18 protein-coding genes are annotated in these 17875 nt (G+C 65.0%); 7 read left to right on the forward strand and 11 right to left on the reverse strand.

Features of this window, described 5'->3' with window-relative positions:
- Positions 1-9: 9 nt before the first annotated feature.
- From NV2_RS02425 to NV2_RS02470, 10 genes are all read right to left on the reverse strand, one after another.
- Positions 10-1203, reverse strand: coding sequence for an MCE family protein (locus NV2_RS02425; RefSeq protein WP_067868432.1), 1194 nt, complete (start codon positions 1201-1203; stop codon positions 10-12).
- Positions 1200-2435, reverse strand: coding sequence for an MCE family protein (locus NV2_RS02430; protein WP_084473775.1), 1236 nt, complete (start codon positions 2433-2435; stop codon positions 1200-1202). The genes NV2_RS02425 and NV2_RS02430 overlap by 4 nt, the downstream gene beginning before the upstream one ends.
- The gene (locus tag NV2_RS02435) at positions 2432-3535 is read right to left on the reverse strand and encodes an MCE family protein (RefSeq protein WP_067868434.1); all 1104 of its coding nucleotides are present in this window, start codon (positions 3533-3535) and stop codon (positions 2432-2434) included. The genes NV2_RS02430 and NV2_RS02435 overlap by 4 nt, the downstream gene beginning before the upstream one ends.
- Complete coding sequence (locus NV2_RS02440; protein WP_067869236.1) at positions 3532-4569, reverse strand: MlaD family protein; 1038 nt, start codon at positions 4567-4569, stop codon at positions 3532-3534. The genes NV2_RS02435 and NV2_RS02440 overlap by 4 nt, the downstream gene beginning before the upstream one ends.
- The gene (locus tag NV2_RS02445) at positions 4566-5588 is read right to left on the reverse strand and encodes an MCE family protein (protein ID WP_067868437.1); all 1023 of its coding nucleotides are present in this window, start codon (positions 5586-5588) and stop codon (positions 4566-4568) included. The genes NV2_RS02440 and NV2_RS02445 overlap by 4 nt, the downstream gene beginning before the upstream one ends.
- 4 nt (positions 5589-5592) lie before the next feature.
- Positions 5593-7035 carry an MCE family protein gene (locus NV2_RS02450; protein WP_067869239.1) on the reverse strand — a complete coding sequence of 481 codons (1443 nt, stop codon included), beginning with the start codon at positions 7033-7035 and terminating at the stop codon, positions 5593-5595.
- Positions 7036-7044: 9 nt separating this feature from the next.
- Positions 7045-7908 carry an ABC transporter permease gene (locus tag NV2_RS02455; protein ID WP_067868440.1) on the reverse strand — a complete coding sequence of 288 codons (864 nt, stop codon included), beginning with the start codon at positions 7906-7908 and terminating at the stop codon, positions 7045-7047.
- Between the two features lies 1 nt (position 7909).
- Entirely contained in the window at positions 7910-8758 is an 849-nt protein-coding gene (locus tag NV2_RS02460) for an MlaE family ABC transporter permease (protein ID WP_067868441.1), read from the reverse strand.
- Positions 8759-9048: 290 nt separating this feature from the next.
- Complete coding sequence (locus NV2_RS02465; protein WP_067868444.1) at positions 9049-9237, reverse strand: hypothetical protein; 189 nt, start codon at positions 9235-9237, stop codon at positions 9049-9051.
- A 2-nt stretch (positions 9238-9239) separates the two neighbouring features.
- Positions 9240-9464 (reverse strand): hypothetical protein, encoded by a 225-nt coding sequence (locus tag NV2_RS02470; RefSeq protein ID WP_067868447.1) that lies wholly within the window; start codon positions 9462-9464, stop codon positions 9240-9242.
- 439 nt (positions 9465-9903) lie between these two features.
- Here NV2_RS02470 and NV2_RS02475 point away from each other — a divergent pair, with 439 nt between their 5' ends.
- The 5 genes from NV2_RS02475 (at position 9904) to NV2_RS02495 (ending at position 14613) form a co-directional block, all read left to right on the forward strand.
- A complete protein-coding gene (locus NV2_RS02475) occupies positions 9904-10221 on the forward strand; it encodes a hypothetical protein (protein WP_067869242.1) in 318 nt (105 codons plus the stop codon).
- A gap of 116 nt (positions 10222-10337) precedes the next feature.
- Positions 10338-10667 (forward strand): ArsR/SmtB family transcription factor, encoded by a 330-nt coding sequence (locus tag NV2_RS02480; RefSeq protein WP_067868450.1) that lies wholly within the window; start codon positions 10338-10340, stop codon positions 10665-10667.
- An 87-nt stretch (positions 10668-10754) separates the two neighbouring features.
- Positions 10755-12587, forward strand: coding sequence for a phosphoenolpyruvate carboxykinase (GTP) (locus NV2_RS02485; protein ID WP_084473777.1), 1833 nt, complete (start codon positions 10755-10757; stop codon positions 12585-12587).
- 2 nt (positions 12588-12589) lie between these two features.
- On the forward strand, positions 12590-14233 hold the full coding sequence (locus NV2_RS02490) for a SulP family inorganic anion transporter (RefSeq protein ID WP_067869246.1): 1644 nt from the start codon (positions 12590-12592) through the stop codon (positions 14231-14233).
- The gene (locus NV2_RS02495) at positions 14233-14613 is read left to right on the forward strand and encodes a DUF5313 family protein (protein ID WP_067868456.1); all 381 of its coding nucleotides are present in this window, start codon (positions 14233-14235) and stop codon (positions 14611-14613) included. The genes NV2_RS02490 and NV2_RS02495 overlap by 1 nt, the downstream gene beginning before the upstream one ends.
- Before the next feature lie 30 nt (positions 14614-14643).
- On the opposite strand, the gene NV2_RS02500 is transcribed toward NV2_RS02495, so the two are convergent.
- Positions 14644-15279, reverse strand: coding sequence for a TetR/AcrR family transcriptional regulator (locus NV2_RS02500; protein WP_067869249.1), 636 nt, complete (start codon positions 15277-15279; stop codon positions 14644-14646).
- Between the two features lie 266 nt (positions 15280-15545).
- On the opposite strand from NV2_RS02500, the gene NV2_RS02505 reads away from it, so the two are divergent.
- Positions 15546-16730 carry an LLM class flavin-dependent oxidoreductase gene (locus tag NV2_RS02505; protein WP_067868459.1) on the forward strand — a complete coding sequence of 395 codons (1185 nt, stop codon included), beginning with the start codon at positions 15546-15548 and terminating at the stop codon, positions 16728-16730.
- Positions 16727-17845 carry an alcohol dehydrogenase catalytic domain-containing protein gene (locus tag NV2_RS02510; protein ID WP_084473778.1) on the forward strand — a complete coding sequence of 373 codons (1119 nt, stop codon included), beginning with the start codon at positions 16727-16729 and terminating at the stop codon, positions 17843-17845. The genes NV2_RS02505 and NV2_RS02510 overlap by 4 nt, the downstream gene beginning before the upstream one ends.
- Positions 17846-17875 lie beyond the last annotated feature (30 nt).

Raw genomic sequence — 17875 nt, forward strand, 5'->3', positions numbered from 1 at the left:
GCTGTACTCCTAGTTGTCGGGGACCGTGCCGGGCGGAATCGGCTGGGACATTTCGTTACCGCTGACTCCGGGGGGTGGGCCGGAGCCGTTGTCCGGCACGTCGGGCCGCGGTGCGTTGGCCGAACCACGAACCTGCAGTGCGGGATCGGAGGTGAGGCAGTAGTTGTAGAGCCGCACCCGGGTATCGGTCATGATCTTGGTGGGGGCGACCGGAATGGTGTCGTACTCACAGGTCGGGCGCGGCCAGAAATCGGCGAGAGTGTGATAGGAACCGTCGTGGGCGGGCACACCCAAGGCCTGAATCCCCTTACGCAGTGCCGGGAACAAGGCCTCGATCGCGGGCTGACGCAGCTTGGCGGCCTTGGTGATGGCGACGAAGTTGGTGATGAGGTCGGTCATCGGATCCACGTTCTGCGTCACCACACCGCCGAGCGTCGACAACTCGCCCGGTCCCTGGTCGAGGAATGTGCGAATCTCGTTGTCGGCCGCTGTGGCCTGCTGGAACAGGGCACTGCCGGCGGCGGTCAGCGTCCCGAGATCGGGCTGAGCGTGCGAGGTCGTCTCGGCGATCACCTCGAGGTTCTCGATCAACTGCTGGGTCTGCGGCAGCAGATCGTTCAGTCCTGCCATTGCCCGGCTGATGCCGGAGATCATGTTGTGCAACCGGTCCGGTCCACCGGCCAGCGCCTTGTCCAGTTCGTCGACGATCACGGTGAGCCGGCCGGGGTTCATACCACCGATGAACCCGCTCAGATCGGTCAGCAGATTCTGCACCGGAATCGGTGTGCTGGTACGGGCCCGCTCCACCACGGCACCGTCGGACAGATAGGGGCCGGTGTCGGCCTCGGGACGGAAGTCCAGGTACTGCTCCCCCGCGGCCGACAGCCGCCCGACGTGCACGGTGCCACCGACGGGAATCCGTGCGTCGTCGTCGATTTCGGCGATCGCCTCGATCCCGTCACCCGCCACCCGCACATCGGTGACCTCGCCGACCCGGGTGCCGCGGAAGGTCACGTCGTTGCCGGCCATGATGCCGCCCGAGTCGGCCAGCTGCACCGTGACATCGAAGGTGTGCGGAATCAGGTTGAACCGCAAAACATATCGGCCCAGATATCCCGTCCCGATCACCAGTACGACGATCAGACTCAGATTGGCCAGCGCGATCCGGCGCCGGACCACCCAGTTCCACAGTGGCGTATTCATCGGTCACCACCCTGCTGCTGCGGTTCGGTAGGAACCTCCGGTATCGCAGGGGCGGCGGCGTCCGGCGGGACACTGCCGGGAACCGGCTGGGTGCCGGGGACCTGCCCGGGCTGCATACCGGGTACCGGCTGGGGTGGACTGATCACGCGGCCGAACACCTTCTCGAACACCTGCGTCAAACTTCCGATGAAGGCCGGGACATCACCGATTTCGGGCCACCGGCTACCGTGCGGATCGGTCAGGGCACCGATACTCAGATACGACACCGTCGGCATCACGGCCAGGCCCGGACCACGGAAACTGGCCATCAACGGCGGATACATCTGATTGAGCCCGTCGAGTGCCTGGGTGAGGTTGCCGTCCATCTCGGTGAAACCCGACATGAGTTTCTGAATGCTGTCGAACAAGCTCAGGAACTGCGGACTCGAGGTGTCGGTGAAGTCACCCAGCGCGGCCATCGTGGTCGACACCTTGGTGGTGAGATCGACGATGCGCTGATTGTTCTCGTTCACCAATCCGAGGAGCTGCGGGAAGGTATCGGCGGCCTCGCCGAGTTCCTTCTTCCGTTTCGCGAGCTCACCCGACAGCGAATCCAGCCCTTGCAACGCGGCATCGATGTCACCGGTGCGCCGATTGAGTGCGGTGATCACACTGGTCAGCTCCCCCAGCAGGTGGGACAGCTGCGGGCCACGGCCGGAGAACATCGAGTTCATCTGCGAGGTGATCTGCGCGGCCTGGTTGATTCCGCCACCGTTGACCAGCATGGCCACCGACATCATCAGCTGTTCCACCGACGCCGCCGTCCCGGTGTGATCGGTGCCGATGGTGTCCCCGTCACGCAGTGGTTCCCCGGCCTGCTGCTGCGAGGGCAATGTCATCGCCACGAACATGTCGCCGAGCGGGGTCGCCTGGCGCAACTCGACGGTGGTGCCACGCGGCAACGTGATGTCGGTGCGGATCAGCATCGTCACATCGGCGATGAAGTTGGTGGTCTCGATACCGGTGACGGTGCCGATATCGGTGCCACCGATGCGCACATGGGCATGATCGGGCAGATTCAGCACATCGGTGAACGCGGCGTGCACGGTATATCCGGGCCCGCCGATCCCTGGTTTGGGCATCGGCACGTTCTCCAACGTCGGCCCGCACCCGCTCACGCCGAGCGTTGTAGCGGTCACGAGGGCGGCGAATGCGGTGCGGCGGTGTATCTTTCGGCCTTTCGATACGGTCATTTTCCGCTGATCCCCAGAAGTGCGGCGGTAAGCCCGAAATCGGGACCCATATCGGCGATCTTGCCGGTACGGCAGCCGTCCAGGCGCATCATCACCCGCTCACAGAAGGTGGACAATGCCTCACCGTCGAGCACCGACTTGTCGAGCAGACCGTGCAGGCGCAGCGCCTGATGTTCGTAGCTGGTCGCATTGGACAGGTTCTCGAACATCAGCGGTGCCACATCCACGATCTCGGTCAGATTGCGTGCATTGGCGCGCATCTCGTTGCTGATGGAGACAAAACGTGTCAGCGCGCCGGCGAGCTGATCCTTGTTCTTCCCCACCACCGCGGAGGTGTTGGCAACGAAATCGTTCAACTGGGTCAGCACGGCTTGCAGCCCCGGCGCCTGGTCACCGAGCAGTTGGACGAGCTCGGTGATACGGCCGCTGAAATTCCGCACGGTCTGGTCGTTCTGAGCGATCACCTGAGTGACGTCGTTGAGTTTCACGATCGTGTTCGAAATCTGGTCCTTGTTCGCGAAGGTGGTCTCGAAGGCGCCCGAAAGCGCGTCCAGGGTTTCGCGTAACCGGTCACCATTTCCGTCGAGCAGGGGAAACAACACCCTGCTGGCCATCGGACCCGATTCGCTGCTGCCCTTCAGGGAGGCGCCGATTTCGTCGAACGTTTTCATGATCCGGTCGAGTTCGACCGGAACCCTGGTGCGCAGCAACGGAATATGCGCACCGTCGGCGAGTGTCGGCCCGGTGCCCTCGTAGGCGGGCGCGAGCTCGATGTGCCGGTTGGTGATCAACTGCGGATTCACCAGCGCGGCCATCGCATTCGCCGGCAACTTCACGTTCTTGTCGATCTGCATGACCACCTGGACATAGCTGCCCTTGGCCTCGACCGATTCCACCGAACCGACCGGGACGCCCAGCACGTCGACCTCGTTCCCGGCGTACAGACCGGCGACATTCTCGAAATCCGCACTGATCCGCAGATGTTCACCGAGCGTCTGATCGGCGGCGGTGCCGAGGGTGCCCGGCAACAGCGAACAACTCGAGGTCACGATCCCTATCAGGCAGACCGCGGCCAGTGTGGCGAGCGCGCGTAGTTTCATCCCTTACACCCCTGTACGACCTGCGCGAAGCACAGCCAGTTGTCCGGGAACAATCCCCACGGCACGTAGACCTCACCGTAGGGCCCGTTGCCCAGCGCATTGTTGAACTGCCGCAAGGTGACCGGCATGATCTCGTAGAGCCGGTCCAGATTGGCCTTGTTCTTCTCGAGCCCCTGGGACATGGTGTTCAGATCCCGGATCATGGGGCCGAACTGCCCGTTGTTCTCCAAGCCCATGTCCTGCAGCAACTTCGACAGTGAGGCGACATTGTCGAGCAGGTTCTTCAACAGCTGTTGGCGCTGCTGCACCGCCTGGCCGATCGCCTCACCCCGGGTCAGCAACATCAGCACACTGTTCTGATTGTCGGCGACCAGTTGCGAGACCTGATCCATCCCCTTCAACAGGGTGTCGACCTCGTCGCGGCGGTCGTTGATCACCTTGGCAAGAGCACCGATACTGTCCAGGGCCTGCACCGCGAGCTGCGGCGAATCACCCATCTGGCGATTCATGGTGTCCAGCGCGGTACGCAGTTTGTCCGGATCGATCCGATCGATCCGATCGAAGGACGCCTTGTACTGCGGGTCCTGGATCACCTTGCTGAGGTTGTAGGGGACGCTGGTGTGGTCGAGCCGAATCGTGTCGCCCGGCATGTCCTTACCCTTGCCCGGCTCGAGATCCACGTGCAGCCGGCCCAGGATCGTCGACATCTCGACTGCCGCGCGCGCATCGTCACCCAGGCGCAGATCGCGGCGGACCTTCATATCGGCGATCACCTTCGCGCCGTCGAGCCGCACCGCGTGCACCGTTCCGACCTCGATACCGGAAACGTCCACCGTGGCCCCGGACCGCAGCCCGGCCGCCTGTGCGAATTCGGCGTGAATCGTCTTGTCCCCCAGTTTCGCCTGGGTCAGCACACTGGACCCGACCAGCAGGATCAGCACGGTCGCCGAGGCGATCAGGCCCAGCCGCAGGTACCGGTTGCGCAGGAATCCGAGCGCCTTCGGCAGGTTCGGTCGTGGAATTCGCGCCCTCATCGGCACACCTCCGAATGCCCGTTGCCGCCGATCTGGGAGAACAGCCCCGGCGGCAGCAGGACACCCCACAGCGATACGTCGAGACCGCAGAAATAGGCATTGGCGTAGGTGCCGTAGCTGGAGAACTGCGCCACCCGGTTGAGCGCATTGGGCAGCTGCACCGCGGCCCGGTCCAATGCGGCACCGTTGAGCAGCAGCAACGCCACACCGGAGGTCGCCTTGTTCTGCGCAGCCGCGATTCCCGGCTTCACCTGGGCCACGAGATCGACCAGCGAGTCGGTGGACACCGCCACCTGATCGACCGAGGATTTCAACGCCTCGCCCTGGGCGTAGAGCCCGTCCATCAGCGATCGGGTCTGGGTGATCAGCGTTTCCAGTTCGCCGCTGCGGTGGGCCAGACCGGCCATCACGCTACTGAGATTCGACACCACATCGCCCAGGATCTTGTCGCGCTGTCCGAAGGTCCCGGCCAGCTCCGCGGCCTGGGTGATCAGCGCGCTCAGCGACACCTGGTTCCCCTGCAATGCCTGGATCAACGTGTCGGACAGGGAGTTCACCTGGTCCGGCTGCAGCACCGAGAACAGCGGTTCGAAGCCCGACAGCAATGCGGAGACGTCGAACGACGGTTCGGTGTGCTCGATCGGGATGCGCCCACCGGCCGGTAGCGGCTGCCCCGGCTCGTCCCCCGGTGCCAGCGCGACATACCGCTGGCCGATCAGGTTCTGGTACCGCACCAATGCCTTGGTGGTGGTGGTCAGATGCTGGTCGTTCTGGATGCTGAACTCCACCCCGGCCTCGTAGTCGTCGGCGAAGTCGATCTTGTCGACCCGCCCGACCCGGACACCGGCCATGCGCACGTCGTCACCGACGCGCAGGCCCAGCACATCGGAGAACACCGCGGAGTACCGGTCGGTCGATCCGGGCACGGTCCGTTGCAGGGTTCCGTAGATGGTCGAGGTCAGCGCGATCGCGATCACCGCGAACAGGGTGAAGCCGGTCAGTGCCTTCGCGGATTTCACTGCGTCACACCCCCTTCGGGTACATCGTGACCGTCAGATGACCGCCGGCCAGGATCGATCCCAGCAGCAGCAGCTGCGCCGGATTCGGTCTGCCGCCCACGACCGCGGCGACCGCGGCGGGCCCGCGCAGCGAGGCCGGATGGGTGGCTGCGGCATCCGAATGATCGTCGTCGGCGGCAGCCGGCGCCGTGATGCCGGGAATCTGCGGCAGACTCGGCAGACCGGGCAGCGCCGGCAGCCCCGGGAGGGCAGGAAGCCCGGGAATCAGGGATTGCTGCTGCGCCGCCGGGGCCGGGACCGGAGCCGGTAGCGGCCGCGGGCCGGCGGCATCGAGCCACTGCGGCACCTGTTGCGGCGGGAATACCTGCGGCGGCTCGGATACCGGCACGGTCGGCCCGCCGCAGCGCGGCCCGGACATATCACCGTAGTGCGGGCAGTCCTGGGCGGTGTACTGCTGGAACGGTGTCAGCGAGGCATCCATCGTCCACACCATCTGGCGTTTGGGCCCGTAGTGGAAGGTGGTCTGCAACCGCTGCAGCGCGGTGTTCAGGTTCGCCGCGGTGAACGGAATAGCCTCCGGATCCTTGGCCAGACCACCGAAGAGGTCGTCCAGCCCGGACACCAGGTACTTACCCGAATCGGGATTGCGGGCGAACAGCCCGTTCACCGAATCGACCGCGCTGCTCGCATTGGTCAGCAATGCGACCAGGTTCGACCGGCGCTCGGTCAGGGTGCGGGCCGTGGTGACCGAATCCGACAGCACGCCCACCAGTTCGGGTGCGGATTCGCTGAGCGCGGTAGCGGCCCGGCCCAGATTGCCCAGCAGATCACCGATCTCGGGGATGCTGTGCACCGTGGTGAGCCAGGTGTCCAGGCGCTCGACGGTCGAGCCGGGCACCCGCGCCGAGGGCTCCAACGCCGCCGACAGTGTGGCCAGTACCCGGCCCAGCTTCTCGGGCTGGATATTGGTCAGCACGGTGCGCAGCACATTCAGCGTGGTCTGCAGCTGCACCGTCGCCTCGCCGGTATCTTCGGCAATGGTGGAACCGGAATGCAGGGTCGCGGTATCGGGGCCGTTGTCGACCAGCTGGATCGCGGTCACGCCGAACAGGTTGTTCGGAATCACCCGCGCGGTGACATTGGCCGGAATCGTCTGGGCGACGCGCGGTTTGAGCGACAGCTCGGCGCGCTGACTCTTGCCCGCGGCCACCACCTCCACCGATTCCACACTGCCCACCACCATTCCCCGGAACTTCACGTCGGCGTGGCCGGGCAGTCCGTCTCCGGTACTGGTCAGAATCGCGTTCACGGGCACCTTTTCGGCGAATTGTCCGGTGTAGCGCAGGGCCAGCAGATACAGCGCCGCGGCCAGCGCGAGCAGCATGGCCAGTCCGGCCAGCGTCAGCTGACGGGCGCTCGCGCCACGGCCACTGGGATCGAGAATCACGGACGACACCTATCCTGAGATCCGGAATCCGGGGTCGATGCCCCAAATTGCCAGCGTGAGAAAGAGGTTCGCGAACACCATCACGACGATCACCATCTTGATCGCGCGCCCGGCCGCCACCCCGACCCCTTCCGGGCCGCCACTGGCGACGTAGCCGTAGTAGCACTGGATGAAGGTCGCCAGCAGGGTGAAGATGACAACCTTCAGCAGCGACCAGAACAGGTCCGGGCCGAGCAGGAATTGGAAGAAGTAGTGGTCGTAGGTGCCCGAGGTGGTGCCACCGAGGAACAGCACCGTGAACTTGGTGAACAGATACGCCGCGGCCAGCCCGATGCTGTAGAGCGGGACGATCGTCAGGGTTGCCGCGATCATCCGGGTACTCACCAGATACGGCAACGGCCGGATCGCACACGATTCCAGCGCGTCGATCTCCTCGGAGATCCGCATCGAACCCAGCTGCGCGGTGAACCGGCATCCGGCCTGGATCGCGAACGCCAGCGTCGCCAGGATCGGCCCCAGCTCGCGGGTGGTGGCGAAGCCGGAAATAGCGCCGGTCAGCGGGCTCATCGTCAGCAGATTCAGGGCCGTGAACGACTCCATCCCGACGATGATTCCGCCGAACGAACACAGGATGAAAACCACGCCGATGGTGCCGCCACCGACGATCAGTGAACCGTTTCCCCAGCTCACATCCGCGATCAGCCGGGCCACTTCTTTGCGATATTTCTCGAGCGCGAACGGGATCGCGGCCAGGGCTTGAAAGAACGTGATGGCTTGATGTCCCAGGCGCTGGTTGGCGTGCACCGGCGCGAGCGCGGCATTGCCGACCGCACGCAACGGCCGCGCCGCCGGCGGTATGTACGAGCTGGCCATCTCACACGACCTTCGTGGGCAGCAGCGTGTTCGCGAGCTGGGTCGCAATGATGTTGGTGGCGAACAACATCAGCGCGGAGCTGACCACCGCGGAGTTCACCGAGTTGGCCACACCCGCCGGACCGCCACTGGTGTGCAGCCCGACATCGCAGGCGATGATCGCGGTCAGCGCCCCGAAGATCGCAGCCTTCACCAGAGCGATCACCAGATCGTGTGCCACCGCGAACGAGGCGAATGAACCGATGAACGACCCGGGCGTACCCGACTGTGCGTAGACATTGAACATGTACGCGGTGGCGAAACCGACGAAAACGATGAAGCCACACAGCAATACGCTCACCAGCACCGCCGCGGCCACGCGTGGGGCGACCAACCGGCGCACGGGATCGACACCCATCACCATCATGGCGTCGATTTCCTCGCGGATCGTGCGCGACCCCAGATCGGCACAGATCGCCGATCCCACCGCACCGGCGATCATCAGTGCGGACACCAACGGCGCACCCTGACGGATGATCCCCAACGCCGCGACCGAGCCGATGAAGGTCGTGGCACCCACCTGATTGACGAGTGCACCGACCTGGATCGACACCACCACGGCAATCGGTATGGCAACGAAAACCGTTGGCGCAGCGGATACATTGGCCATGAAGGCGCACTGCTTGATGAATTCCCGATAGGGAAACCGCCGCTGCATCAGGGACAGGAACAGCTGCACGAATGCCTCGCGGCCCAGCGCCACCTGCCGGCCCAGCGTTTCCAGCGACCGCTGCGGATGCCGGCGCCACAGTCCTCCCGCGGCATCGACTATCCGCTGCAACTCCCCCTCTTCGGGCTGCCAGGGCGGCACCGGTGATCTCGGCTGCTCGGACGCTCGGGTCGACGTCACAACGGTCGTTCCTTTCTCACAGCTCACCCCTCGTGGTGATCTACGCCACCGGGCTGGAGAGCGTGTGCAGTGTTACACACCGATTCGGTGCAACACAAGCAATAAGTTATTGAATATTCTAGCCATGACAGATCGGTTCGGCAGCGCGAAATGTTGAATTGCCCTGACATACAGACGGAAGGTCGGGATCACGACACGCGCCCCGGCCTACAAGTTATGGAGTGTTCCTTACCAATTGAGCCGTGACGCAGCTAGGAGAGATCGTCCAGATAGTGCTGCAGCAACACCAGGAGCGCCCCGAGCAGTGCGATGCCGGCCCCCAGAGCGCTCAGCACCGCAACCCACAGGCCGTATCGGAGAACAGGATTGACTTTGATTCGCCCACCGAGGATCTTGACTCCGATCACCAAGATGTCGATGAGCCACACCAGCACCATCATGACTACGTCATGCAGACATCGGCGAAGGTGAGCACGGGCCAGCAGACGATCGACCCGAGAAACGAGATGATCACGTCGATACCGTGCATCTCCTTCAGGTGCGAGGTGTGCGTGAGAGTCCAGACGACCCCGACGATCCCGTACGGGATCCCGACGATGATCAGCGTGCCCAAGAATTCGGACACCTTCATCTCGTAACTCAGTAGTCGATCCAGCCGCTTAAGCATTGCGACGCAAGTCCTTTCACCTCCGGCCGCGCACCCCCGCGTACCACCGCACGCTGGACGCAGGCACCCCTGCCTGTTGACCACGAACCCGACGGCGGACCGCCGTTCGCAGCCAGTATGTTACTCGAGATTCACGTTTTGTGAAGAGGTATCGGATCGCCGGTCGGTCGGCACCAGAAGCACTTGTACCGGCATCTACTCCGACCAACCATCCATCCAGGCATACAAGAAGTTACGACTCATTCCTTAGTACTGTTTACAACCACTTCGCTCGACCGCATCCGCCGACAAGGGCGATCGAACCGCACCACCGGTGGTCGATAACCAGAAATTCGCCATCACCGATGACTCGAGCGTGCATTCACCCCGGAAAGTTCACGTAACACGCCACCACCCCGCTGCGATCTGTCTCACACAAGATCACTGCAGGAGGCTGACCATGATGTACGTGAAGCGACTCGTCGCCGGCGCCGCCGTTGCCACCGCAACCGCCGCCACTGTGCTGCTGGGTAGCGGAGCAGCCCAGGCCGATGTACCGGTGTGGCAGGCCAACTGCCACACCTACAACATCTTCAACACCGGCGGAATGGCCAACTGCGAGCTCCCCACCTGGCAGCAGGTGAAGCTCACCTGTGTCGCGTGGCCGGTCCCGTTCACCTACTGGAAGTACGGCCCGGTGCAGTACGGCCAGAACCAGTCGTGGGCCAGTTGCGATTCTCCGGGCGCACTGGTGCGCGTCGAGGTAATCCAGGCTTGATCAGTGTGAATCGCGGCCTGCGCACCGCCGACACCAACGGCAGCTCCTCAGCTGTTTGCTAAACTTCGCAAACAGCGCAACCGCTCGGGCGGATACAGCAGAAGGAGTGGTCATCGATGCCGGGGACACAGCGCCCGCTGTACCAGATGAAAGCCGACTTTTTCAAAACGTTGGGTCATCCGGTGCGGGTGCGCGTGCTCGAACTGCTCAGCCAGCGCGAACATGCTGTGTCGGAGATGCTGGCCGACATCGGCATCGAGTCCGCGAATCTCTCTCAGCAACTGTCGATCCTGCGGCGCGCGGGCCTGGTGACCGCGCGCCGCGAAGGACTGTCGGTGACCTACGAACTGACTTCACCTCGGGTGGCGGAACTACTGACCGTGGCGCGGGCCATCCTCACCGGCGTAGTCGCAGGCCAGGCGGAAGCGTTGGAACAGCCCGCCTGATCACCACCCGGCAAGGACCTTCGCGTACCCTCTGATTGCATTTTTTCTTAACTAGGCACTTAACACATTCAGAAGGAAGGACTTGTCGTGACCGAGCGTCCCGCACCACCTGCCACCGTGCCGGCACCAACCGAACACGAAGCCGTACTGGCCTGGGTCGCCGAAGTAGCGGAGCTGACCGCACCGGAACACATCGTGTTCTGCGACGGATCACGCTCGGAATGGGACCGCTTGAGCCGGGTGCTCGTCGACAAGGGAACCTTCGTCCGCCTCGAGGCGAAGCCGAACTCGTTCTGGTGCATTTCCGACCCCGACGATGTGGCGCGGGTCGAAGACCGCACCTTCATCTGCAGCGAACGACGCGAGGATGCGGGCCCGACCAACAACTGGGTCGACCCGCTGGACATGCGCACGGTAATGACCGAGCACTACCGCGGAGCCATGACGGGTCGCACGATGTACGTGATCGCCTTCTGTATGGGACCGATCGACGCCGAGGACCCGAAATTTGGTGTGCAGATTACCGATTCGGAGTACGTGGCGGTGTCGATGCAGATCATGACGCGCTCGGGAACCCCGGTGTGGGAAAAACTCACCGATGGCACGGCGTTCGTGAAATGCCTGCACTCGGTAGGTGCACCACTCGGTGACGGACAGGTCGACGTCGCCTGGCCGTGTGACACCACCAAGTACATCTCGCACTTCCCCGAACGCCGTGAGATCTGGAGCTACGGCTCCGGCTACGGCGGGAACGCACTACTGGGCAAGAAATGCTTCGCCCTGAGGATCGCGTCGGTACTCGGCCGCGACGAGGGGTGGCTGGCCGAGCACATGCTGATTCTCAAGCTCACCTCACCGCAGAACCGGACCCACTATGTTGCCGCGGCCTTCCCGTCCTCGTGTGGGAAGACCAACCTCGCCATGCTCGAACCCGCACTGGAGGGGTGGAAAGCGGAAACTGTCGGTGACGACATCGCCTGGCTGAGGTTCGGTGCCGACGGCCGGCTCTACGCGGTCAATCCCGAGGCCGGATTCTTCGGCGTCGCGCCGGGAACCGGAGCACACACCAACCCGAACGCCATCGCCACCATCGAAGCCGGAAACTCGATCTTCACCAATACCGCCCGCACCGGCGACGGCGACGTGTGGTGGGAGGGCCTGACCGATACCGCCCCCGCTCACCTGATCGACTGGCACGGCCAGGACTGGACACCGCAGTCGACAAAACCTGCCGCACACCCGAATTCACGGTACTGCAGCCCGATCGAACAATGCCCTTCGGTGGCACCGGAATGGAGCGACCCCGCCGGGGTGCCGATTTCGGCGATCTTCTTCGGCGGACGGCGCAAGACCACGGTGCCGCTCGTGGCCGAAACGTTCGACTGGGCACACGGGGTCTTCACCGCCTCCGTGCTGTCCTCGGAGACCACGGCCGCGGCGGCGGGCGCCGTCGGGGTGGTGCGCCGCGACCCCATGGCGATGCTGCCCTTCCTCGGTTATCACGTCGGCGACTATTTCGCCCACTGGCTGCGGCTCGGCGCCGCCGCGGACCCCGCGAAGCTGCCGAAGATCTTCCAGGTCAACTGGTTCCGGCGCGACGTCGACGGCGCGTTCCTGTGGCCCGGCTTCGGCGAGAACGTTCGCGTCCTGAAATGGGCACTCGAGCGCCTCGACGGCACCGCCGACGCCGTGCGGACCCCCGTCGGTTACGTGCCGACTCCGCAGGCACTGGACCTGTCGGGCCTCGACGACCGCGACCGCGAACTCGCCCACCGTGCCCTGGTCGTCGATACCGAGGAGTGGATCCACGAAACCCGTTCCATCGACGAGTGGTACGCCGGAATCGGTGGCGACCGCCTGCCCGAACAGCTGCGTGAACAGCTCGCGGAACTGAAGACACGCCTGGCCGAGTCACGGTGACCCTGCGCGCGATCCTGCCGTCCCGTCCGGATTGGCAACCGGCACTGCGGGCACCCGGCGCAGATCTGCTGGCCGGACTCATGGTCGCCCTGGTCGCGCTTCCCCTGGCCCTCGGTTTCGGCATCAGCTCCGGCCTCGGTGCGGCCGCCGGCCTGACAACCGCAGTGGTGGCCGGAGTCGTGGCGGCGGTGTTCGGCGGATCGCGCTTCCAGGTGTCGGGCCCGACCGGCGGGATGACGGTCGTACTGGTGCCGATCGTCGCCCAGTACGGCACCTCGGGCGTGCTCACCGTCGGGATGATGGCGGGACTGGTGCTGGTGGTGCTGGCCCTGGCCCGTGTCGGCCGGGCGGTGCACTACATACCGGCCCCGGTGGTGGAGGGTTTCACGGTGGGAATTGCCGTGGTGATCGCCCTGCAGCAGTTCCCGCTCGCCCTCGGCATCACGCAGACCGAGGGCGATAAGGTGTGGCAGACCGCGTTCGACGCTGTGCGGCAGTTCGTCTCCCATCCACATCCCTCGCCGATTCTCACCACTCTGCTGGTGGGAACGGTCGTACTGGCCGGTGGCCGTTTCCTGCCCAAGCTGCCACTGGCCCTCATCGCCGTGGTCGGCGCCACCGTGGTCGCACACACGTGTGGTCTGGATCTCGCCCCGATCGGCGCGATCCCCACCGGATCAACCGTCCCCACTATCGGATTCGTCCATCTCGATCAGCTCGGATCATTGATCGGGCCGGCGCTCGCAGTAGCTGCCCTCGCCGGATTGCAGTCGCTGCTGTCGGCGACGGCGGCAGATTCGATGGCGGTCGGCACCCGTCACGATCCGGACCGGGAACTGTTCGGGCAGGGGCTGGCCAACATCGCCGCACCGATGTTCGGCGGCGTCCCCGCTGCCGGGGCGATCGCCCGTACCGCCGTCAATATCCGTTCCGGTGCCCGAACCCGTCTGGCCGCCCTGGTCCATGCCCTCGTCCTCGCTGCGATCATGTATGCCGCCGCCGACCTGGTCGCCGAGATTCCGCTGGCCGCCTTGGCCGGTGTGCTACTGGCGACCACAGCACGGATGGCGGAGACGGCGTCGGTGACCGCCATCGTTCGGGCCTCCCGCGGCGACGCCGCCATCATGGCCGTGACATTCGGCGTCACCGTCATGATGGACCTGGTCACCGCGGTCGCGATCGGAGTCGGGATCGCCGTCGTGCTGGCGCTGCGCGCCGTCGCCAAAGAGGCCAGGCTGCAACAGATTCCCCTCGACCTGCAGACCACCGATGCTGACGCGACCGAAGAACACCAGCTCTTACGCCGACACATCGTGGCCTACCGCATCGAGGGGCCGCTGTTCTTCGCCGCTGCGCACCGCTTCCTGCTCGAGTTGGCCGAGGTGTCCGATGTCCGGGTCGTCATTCTGCGCATGTCGCATATCACCGCACTCGACAGCACCGGTGCACTCGTGCTCAAAGATGCCATCACCAAACTCGGCAATCACCACGTCGCCGTACTGATGTCCGGACTACGCGACGACCACCGCCGGCGCCTCGCCGCAGTCGGCGCTCTCCCGCCCGGAGGTGACGCCCAGATCTTCGAACACACCCCCGACGCCATATCCCACGCTCACCTGCTCACTTCGACAGAACGACATACCTGATGACCGAACGCACCACACCCACGCTCGCACAACGTATTCGCTACGTCTGCGGGGCCACCCTCCCCGGCTCGATGGGGACCTGGGTGATCGACGATCTCACCGGCCCCGGAGCCACGCGGCGCTATCTGCTGCGCATCCTCGTCCCGATCCTCGTGCTGCTGTGCCTGTTTCTGTTGCTGCCCGGCCCCCTCTGGATGGGGGCAGCGATGATGGCGTTGCTGTATCTGCCGTTGATCTACTTCACCGCGGCGCTCATGTACGTCTACCGCCGCCATCGGCTCGCCCAGCACGGACTCGATCCGGCGCTGGCCGATGCCGACCGCCGCCGACGTGCCGAGGCCGACCACCTGGCCTACGAACGACGGCACGGCAGAGGGTAGCCCGCGCGCCGGCTGCCGAGTTCGTCCGAATCATCCCAGTAGTTGCCGAGCTCCCCCGATGAGGAAGGCGACCTGGTCTTCATAGAAGTCGGCCAGCTGTTCCCCCGTCAGCGGTCTGCCGTCCTCGCTCCAGTCGTCCGCCCGGCTCAGCGCTTGCAAGAACCCCATCAGCGCTACGGCCCAACGGCGTTCGAGCCGGTCGGGATCGGTGACGGGGAAGGTTCGGCGAACTTGTTCGAGGAGACGGCCACGAAGGTCCAGCTCGGTTGCCTCCAGCACGGGGTGTCCCTGTTGTGAGAGCTGCGTGACGATCCTGATCCATCTCATCCCCCGGGTGCGGTGGCGGAGCAGCAGCGTTTTGTAGGGCTCTGTCACGGCACGGATCAGGGCGTCCACGGTGGGCGGATGCCCTTCGGCCGCGAGGACGCCCACATTGTCGCTGATCCGGTCCCGGACGGCCGTCCCCATATCCAACAGAACTGCGGTGAGCAGGTCGTTCTTGGTGCCGAAATGGTAGTGGGCCGACGACGGCCCCAGCCCGGCGGCAGCGTTGATCGACCGCAGCGATACCGCATCGAGCCCGTTCGCCGCGAAGAGCCGTTCGGCGGTCTTCACCAGACGTACCCGTGTCACGTCGCCTTGACGGTTCTGCCGGAAGTCGGTCATGTGCATGAGCTTGGCACGTGTCAGCCGGGCGACGCCAAGGTGGCGGCGGTTCGGCGTGCTCGGACCTGTTCCACTAGATTTCTGATTCAGGTGATCCATTAAATACACCGGTCGAGGTCCTCTCAAGTCAGTACCCCACTGTGCGGGCAGACTATTCGTGGTCATCAATGACTTCTACGCATGCCATTTATGGATCAGTTGATCCATGATAGATGTGGAGGTCGAAGGAGTGAAGCAGCTCACTTCCCGCCTCAGGAGATGTCACTATGTGGTCTGCAGCGTCAATCCGCTTCGGAGCCTTCCTGGCTCCCTACCATCCACTCGACGCCGATCCTGCCCTGCAGCTCAGGCGCGATATCGATCTCATGCAACACCTCGATCACCTCGGGTTCGACGAGGCGTGGATAGGTGAGCACCATTCCACCGGCGCGGAAATCGTCCCGGCGCCGGAGGTGTTCATCGCCGCGGCGGCCGAGCGCACCGAGCGCATCCGGTTCGGCACCGGCGTCGTATCCCTGCCCTACCATCACCCGCTGATCACCGCGGACCGGATCACCCAGCTCGACCTGCAGACCCGCGGCCGGGTCATCTTCGGCACCGGGCCCGGCAAGATCCCCCTCGACGCCCACATGATGGGCATCGACCCGAACGACCAGCGCCGCCGCCAGGGCGAGGCGCTCGAGGCGATCCTGCGGCTGCTGCGCGGCGAGGTCGTCGACATGGAGACGGACTGGTTCACGCTGCGCGACGCCCGCACCCAGCTACCCACCTACGACCCGGCCGGCATCGAGGTCGTCACCGCGTCGACGATCTCGCCCAACGGGTCCGTTCTCGCCGGCACCCACGGTCTGTCGCTGCTCTCCCTCGCCGCCGGCTCACCCACCGGCTTCGAGGCCCTCGACCGCAACTGGGGTGTCTACGAGAAGGTCGCGGCCGAGCACGGCCACGTCGCGGCCCGCTCGACCTGGCGCCTGGTGAACCCGATGTTCCTCGCGGAAACGCGGGCCGATGCCGAGCGTGCGGTCAGCCGCCGGATCGGTTCCATGGCGGCCTACGTCAACCGCCAGACCGGCGCGAACCCGGACTGGGCACAGACCCCGGCCGGCATCATCGACCAGTGGCGTAACGACACCCTCGGCGAGTTCGGTCAGGCCATCATCGGTACCCCGGACGAGGCGATCGCGCAGATCGAGCGGCTGATCGAGAAGACCGGCGGCTTCGGCACCCTGCTGATCCTGCACGTCGACATGGCCGACTGGGAGGCCACCAAACGCAGCTACGAACTCTTCGCCTCCGAGGTCATCCCGCATTTCACACGCCGCAACGCCGGCCGCCGAGCGAGCCTGCAGTTCGCCGAAGACCACCGCGACCACCTCATCGGGAGCCTGGTCGGGGCGCTCACCAAGGCCCATACCGACTACTACGGCCGGTCCGAAGGAGCACAAGCATGAGAGCCACACAGTTCCAGCACGGCAGCTTCACGGTCGCCGATGTGCCGGAGGCACCCGCGCCGGGACCGGGACAGATCCGCATCGACGTCGCCGCCTGCGGTATCTGTGGCAGCGATCTGAGCATGTCGAAGGACCCCGGCCGGTTCGTCCACGTCGCCGAGAATGCCGGCTACCCGCTGGCCACCTTCGACACCGACCGGCCGGTGGTGCTCGGGCACGAGTACGCGGGAGTGGTCCGCGAACTCGGCTCGGATGTCACCGATTTCGCGGTCGGAGACCGGGTCGCCGGGATCGGGCTGGCGACCGACACGAGCAGCGGTATTCCCACGATCATCGGCTACTCCAACGAGTACCACGGCGCGTTCGGCGAGCACATCGTGGTCGACGCGTCCTGGGTGCGGCAGGTGCCGGACAAGCTCTCACTCGAACACGCCACGCTGGCCGAGCCATTGCACGTCGGTGAGATGCACGTGCAGCAATCCGGCCTCACCGCCGCCGACTCGGCGCTGGTGATCGGTTGCGGCAGTATCGGTCTCGGCGCCATCATCGCCGCGAAGGCCCGTGGCGTACCGGTCATCGCCTCCGAGCCCGCACCCAAACGCCGCGAACTCGCCGCCGCACTCGGCGCCGACGTTGTCGTCGACCCGGCCGAGAACGACCCGATCGAGGTGTACAACCGCATGGTCGCCGAGGGCAATCCTCTCGTCGGTCAGGGCGGCCCGGGAATCCTCATCGCCTACGAGTGCAGTGGCCGCGCCGGAATCCTGGGCACACTGCTGCACACGCTCCCGTTCAACTCCCGGATCCAAGTGCTGGCCGCACCATTCGACGACGAGGTCATCGTCCCGGTGGTCGGCCAGTTCCGGCGGATCGCCGTCAACTTCGGACACGGCCCCTACGAGAACGCGTACGACATCACGCTGCAGCGGCTGGCAGACGGCGAAATCGACGCCGAGGCGATCATCACCGGTCGCGTCTGTCTCGACGACGTCGCGGATGCCTTCGCGGCGCTTCGCCAACCTGACGAGCATGTCAAGATCCTGGTCCTGCCGGGCACGACCACACATTCGCCCCGTGCGGCCGGAGGGAACATCGACGCACCGTCTAACGCGTAGATCGCCCCCTGCGCAAGACGTTGCTGGTGC

The sequence above is a fragment of the Nocardia vermiculata NBRC 100427 genome (genome assembly GCF_001613265.1).
In the GTDB taxonomy this organism is placed as follows: Bacteria; Actinomycetota; Actinomycetes; order Mycobacteriales; family Mycobacteriaceae; genus Nocardia; species Nocardia vermiculata.